This is a genomic window from Bacteroidales bacterium, from assembly GCA_031275285.1.
Classification (GTDB): Bacteria; Bacteroidota; Bacteroidia; order Bacteroidales; family UBA4181; genus JAIRLS01.
This window is the reverse complement of record JAISOY010000008.1, coordinates 1-4,940: the sequence shown is the minus strand read 5'-3', so window position 1 is coordinate 4,940 and position 4,940 is coordinate 1. Positions and strand designations below refer to the sequence as shown.

The 4,940-nt window shown below is 39.9% G+C and carries 3 protein-coding genes; 2 read left to right on the top strand and 1 reads right to left on the bottom strand.

Annotation, left to right across the window (positions count from 1 at the left end):
* Positions 1-90: 90 nt before the first annotated feature.
* Positions 91-1,113 (bottom strand): hypothetical protein, encoded by a 1,023-nt coding sequence (locus LBQ60_00865; protein MDR2036452.1) that lies wholly within the window; start codon positions 1,111-1,113, stop codon positions 91-93.
* Between the two features lie 158 nt (positions 1,114-1,271).
* Between LBQ60_00865 and LBQ60_00860 the strand changes: the two genes are divergently transcribed.
* Together LBQ60_00860 and LBQ60_00855 are read left to right on the top strand one after the other, a co-directional pair.
* On the top strand, positions 1,272-3,938 hold the full coding sequence (locus LBQ60_00860; GenBank protein ID MDR2036451.1) for a calcium-translocating P-type ATPase, PMCA-type: 2,667 nt from the start codon (positions 1,272-1,274) through the stop codon (positions 3,936-3,938).
* Between the two features lie 198 nt (positions 3,939-4,136).
* The coding region (locus LBQ60_00855; GenBank protein MDR2036450.1) for a PAS domain-containing protein at positions 4,137-4,940 on the top strand (804 nt) is incomplete at its 3' end.

Below are 4,940 nucleotides of genomic sequence, written 5' to 3'. Positions count from 1 at the left end.
TAAGTAATATAAAACAATTAATGTTATACTTTCTGAACGTAATTCACTTGATCAATGCAATTTAAGAAAGCAATAAATAGCATTGGGTGCTTAAAGGATGGTATATTTAAATACTCCTGCAAATTTTCCATCTTGTTGTTTTACGGCTATTACCGCTGTTCCCTTTTTTTCGGGGGTGAAAACGGTACTAAAGATATTTCCGTTTTTTTCAAAACGATGCCAGTCTTTGTTGTTGATGATGATTGCCACCTCTTCATTTTCCGTCAACTCAAATTCAAATGTGTAGGATTTATCTTTTTCCAGTTGAGCCAGAATCGGCATTTGATTTATTTTCCAAGATAAATCGATGGAATAAATATCTGGGAAAGAAGTATTATCATTTGCCTGAAAATAATCCAGTAAATTTTTGGAATTAAATCCCCATAAGACAAGATTGGGGTACAATGGAGGTAAACGAAGAAAGTCATCTTTGTCTACCGGATTGTACAACAACTGCCATTGAGTTTCTTTAGGGTAATGACTGAAAATATAAATTTCAGGATCAGGGTCGAACCAGAAGGTAGATAATTTTTTTGTAAAAACCTGGTTATTTACGTGTCCCGCTCCCCACGTTGCATCCAGTAATAACCAGCGATCATTCTCCACCTTTACTGCATTCCAGGCATGACCACCTCTGTCCAGATCAGATGGTTTTTTGTAATAATATTGTTTTGAGTCACCTGAAATAGAAATTGCTTCCAACCCTGCTATACGGGCAAATTCCTCAAATAATCCGGAATAGGCTTCACAAACGCCTTTTCTTTGCTTGATGGCATCTTCTTTTGTCCGGATTTTAAAATTAGTATCGTAAGCAATATTATTGGCGATCCACATAAAAATGGCACGTGCTTTTTCGGTCGGTGTTTTTGAAAGTTGGGTGATTTCCTGTACTAATGCTTCGTTGGAGATATTCTTTTTACTTTTCAATTGGAGTACATGATCATCTATTGCTGAAAAATCCGGGATATTACCGGATATGGGAGTCTGTTGGAAAACCGGGTTATTATTTCGGGATTGTCCGTATATGGGCTGTAATAATACCAATGATAGCCAGACTAAAAGTAATTTTGACATATTGTTTATGATTCTTATATTTATGTGTATTGTATTAGCAAATATTGTACCTGATTTATTCCGGCAGAAAATATATTTATAAGAAAATGTTCGTATTTTCGTGAAATATTTTAGTACTTACGCATTGAAATTAACACCCATAAAATTATCATTATATCATGGCATCCGATCTCAAATTTTACAGGTTATCCGTTGAAGAAACGGAAAAAGAACTGAAAACATCGCTGACTTCCGGTCTTTCTTCCGGGGAGATTAAAAAAAGGGTGGAAGAATACGGTTATAATGAGTTTGAGAAAAAAAAGGGAAAAACACTTTTTCGGAAATTCGTTGAACAATTCAAGAGTTTTATGATTCTCGTTCTGTTGGCGGCTGCTATTATTTCCGGTGTGGTTGGCTATCTGAACGGAGAAGGATTTGCCGATGCTGTTATTATTTTAGTTATTGTCATCCTCAATGCCTGCATTGGTGTTGCCCAGGAAGCAAAAGCGGAAAAATCGTTGGAAGCACTGGAGAAAATGAGTGCGCCCCATTGTAAAGTAATCCGGGATGGACAGATACAGGTGATTGAATCAAGGGAACTGGTACCAGGTGATCTGGTTGTCCTTGAAACAGGAGACTCTATTCCGGCTGATTTACGTCTTGTGGAGGCCGTTAACCTGAAAGTGACCGATGCAGCGCTTACCGGAGAATCTGTTCCTGAAGAGAAATTTGTCTATCCGATTGAACAGGAAGAGGTGGCATTGGGTGACAGGGATAATCTTGGGTTTTCATCCAGTTCCGTCACTTATGGACGGGGGAAAGGAATTGTGATTGCCACCGGTACAAAAACAGAAGTAGGGAAGATTGCAGCTATGATACAATCTGTTCCTGATACCAAAACTCCTATGCAGCAAAGGTTGGATCAATTAGGAAAGGTACTCGGAATTGCTGCGATCGCTATTTGTGTGCTGATATTTATTGTCGGATGGATTCATGGAAAAGAACCGCTGGAAATGTTCATGATTGCGGTCAGTCTGGCTGCTGCTGCTATACCAGAGGGATTGCCGGCTGTCTCTACTATTGTCCTGGCTGTAGGGGTTCAGAGACTGGTCAAAAAACACGCAATTGTACGTACACTGCCTTCCGTAGAGACTTTAGGCAGTACCAGTGTGATCTGTTCTGATAAAACAGGGACGCTTACCCAGAACAAAATGACTGTTGTAAAGCTATATGCAGGCGATAATGCGATAGATGTATCTCCGGGTACTTCATCGTTGGATAAAAAATATGAATGGATGTTACAGGCTTTTATTCTGGCTAATGATGCTAAAATGAGCAGGGAAGGAAAAACCTGGACTACCACCGGAGATCCCACTGAAACAGCTTTACTTGATGTCGGTATGAAGTTCGGGCAAGCAAAAGATGATCTTGAGAAACAGATGCCCCGTATTGCTGAAATTCCTTTTGATTCGGAACGGAAAATGATGACCACCGTACATCGCAAGAGCGAGGGGGAGCTTTTGGTGTATACTAAAGGAGGATTAGACGAAGTCCTGGCCTGTTGCAACAGGATGTTTGATGGTAGTAACCGGATTGTTTCTTTGACCGACCAGGATAAGGAGAAGATCCGGAAAGAGAATGAAGTGATGGCCGGAGAAGCTTTGCGTGTATTGGCCGCGGCTTATAATGAGATTAACAATTTGCCGGATAAGATCGAATCTTCTGCATTGGAAAAGGAACTGGTTTTTATAGGAATGCTGGGAATGATTGACCCCCCTCGTGAAGAGGTGAAAGTAGCCGTAGATAAATGCCGTAGTGCCGGGATCAAACCGGTAATGATCACGGGAGACCATAAAATAACAGCAGTGGCAATTGCCGATGCCTTAGGGATTAAAGAACCGGATGACCAGGCTTTGACGGGACTTGATGTGGAAAAAATGTCAGATAAAGAACTGGAAAAAAATGTGGAAGCTATAGCTGTTTATGCACGGGTGTCGCCTGAACATAAAGTCCGTATTGTTAAGGCATTTCAAAGTAAGGGTGAGATTGTGGCCATGACAGGAGATGGCGTGAATGATGCCCCGGCCCTTAAACTTGCAGATATCGGGGTTGCTATGGGTATAGTCGGTACTGATGTATCTAAAGAAGCTGCCGATATTGTCCTGGCTGATGATAATTTTGCGACTATTGTTACGGCTGTGGAAGAAGGCAGGCGTATCTATGATAATATCCTCAAAGCCATACAGTTTTTACTTTCTACAAATATCGGTGAGATCGTGGTATTGTTTGTTGCGGTGATGGCTAACTGGGCGACACCGTTATTGCCTATTCATATCCTTTGGATCAATCTGGTGACAGATAGCTTGCCTGCATTGGCACTGAGCGTCGATCCGGCCGATCCAGATATCATGCAACGGAAACCGGTCGATTCACATAAAAATATCATGAACCGGAGTTTTGTTATCAGGATTCTTTTGCAGGGTTGTATGGTCGGCGTTTTATCATTAACGGCATTCCTGATAGGTATGAAATCAAGTGTAGAAGTGGCACAGACTATGACTTTTGCCGTACTTGCCTTTAGCCAGCTAACCCATATTTTTAATGTCCGTTCAGTAAATCATTCGGCTTTCAGGAATATGTTTAAAAACAAATATTTATTAGGAGCTATTGCCCTGGTAGGGCTTATGATGGTTATAGTGCTCGAGGTTCCGGCCCTGCATGATATTTTTCATCTGGCGACACTTTCTCAGGCACAATGGATCTGGGTGATATGCTTGTCTTTGGCTCCTTTATTGATCGTTGAGTTGGTAAAGGGAATTATGCGGATAGTAAAGCCCAATAGATAAAAGTTAAAAATAATTGGATGGAAATACTCAGATAATTCCGGATGATTCGTGTTGAAAGGAACTTCTGTGAATCTTCACAATAATTATTTTATGTATTTTATTATATAATCAGGTTTTTGTATTTATTGCATTATAAATTTTTTTTGCGCAAAAAAACGTTTATTTTCGTGAGAAATAAAACTAGTCTTTATAGTATTTATGCCCGGCAATACACACAATCAACAATCGGACAACATAAGCCGATTACAGCATAAGATAAAAGAACTTGAAGGAAAGTTGCTCGATTATACTCAGATGGAGCAACAAATGGAAGAAGGTGAGCATCGATTCAGGCAAATTCTTTCTTTAACCTATGATGGTATTATCATTTATGAGAAAGATACTGGTAAAATTTTGGAAGTAAACCAACGTTTGGTACATAAACTTCAATATTTGCTGAAAGATGTAATTGGGAATAGTGTGCTTCAGTTTGTGACTCCGGAGCAGCGGGATATTTTAACAAAACGATTGAAAGAGGATCTTCCCGATGTGTATGAAGCAGTCTTTGTAGGGAAGGATAATGTGCGCCACGAATTTGAAATATGCTCAAGGTCATGCATGTATAGGGGACAAAAGGTGAAAATGGCTGCGGTGAGTGATGTCTCCTATAAAAAATACTATGAAAAGATACTCAGGGAAAGCGAGGAACGTTTTCGTTCATTGTCAGAAAATACTGATGATTCGATCATTCTGGTGAATGGACCGGATATCATTTACGCCAATCCTTCAACATTCAGGGTATTTGATATTAAGATAAATGAATTATCGGGTTTATCCCAGGTATTGGCAAACGTACATGCTGAAGATATCAATTGTTTTAGCGCATTGATCAAGGATATAATTTCCGGCAAACGGCAAAGTCAGGCGTGCCGGTTCAGGATATTGTCGGATGATAATAAAGTGCGTTGGATATGGAGTCGTGTTTTTCCTGTTGTTCCGGATACTAATGATACAAGATTGGTG

Bases quoted from the DNA above. Each gene is read 5' to 3' on its own strand.
- LBQ60_00865 (MDR2036452.1), bottom strand. From the start codon at position 1,113: ATGTCAAAATTACTTTTAGTCTGGCTATCATTGGTATTATTACAGCCC.
- LBQ60_00860 (MDR2036451.1), top strand. From the start codon at position 1,272: ATGGCATCCGATCTCAAATTTTACAGGTTATCCGTTGAAGAAACGGAA.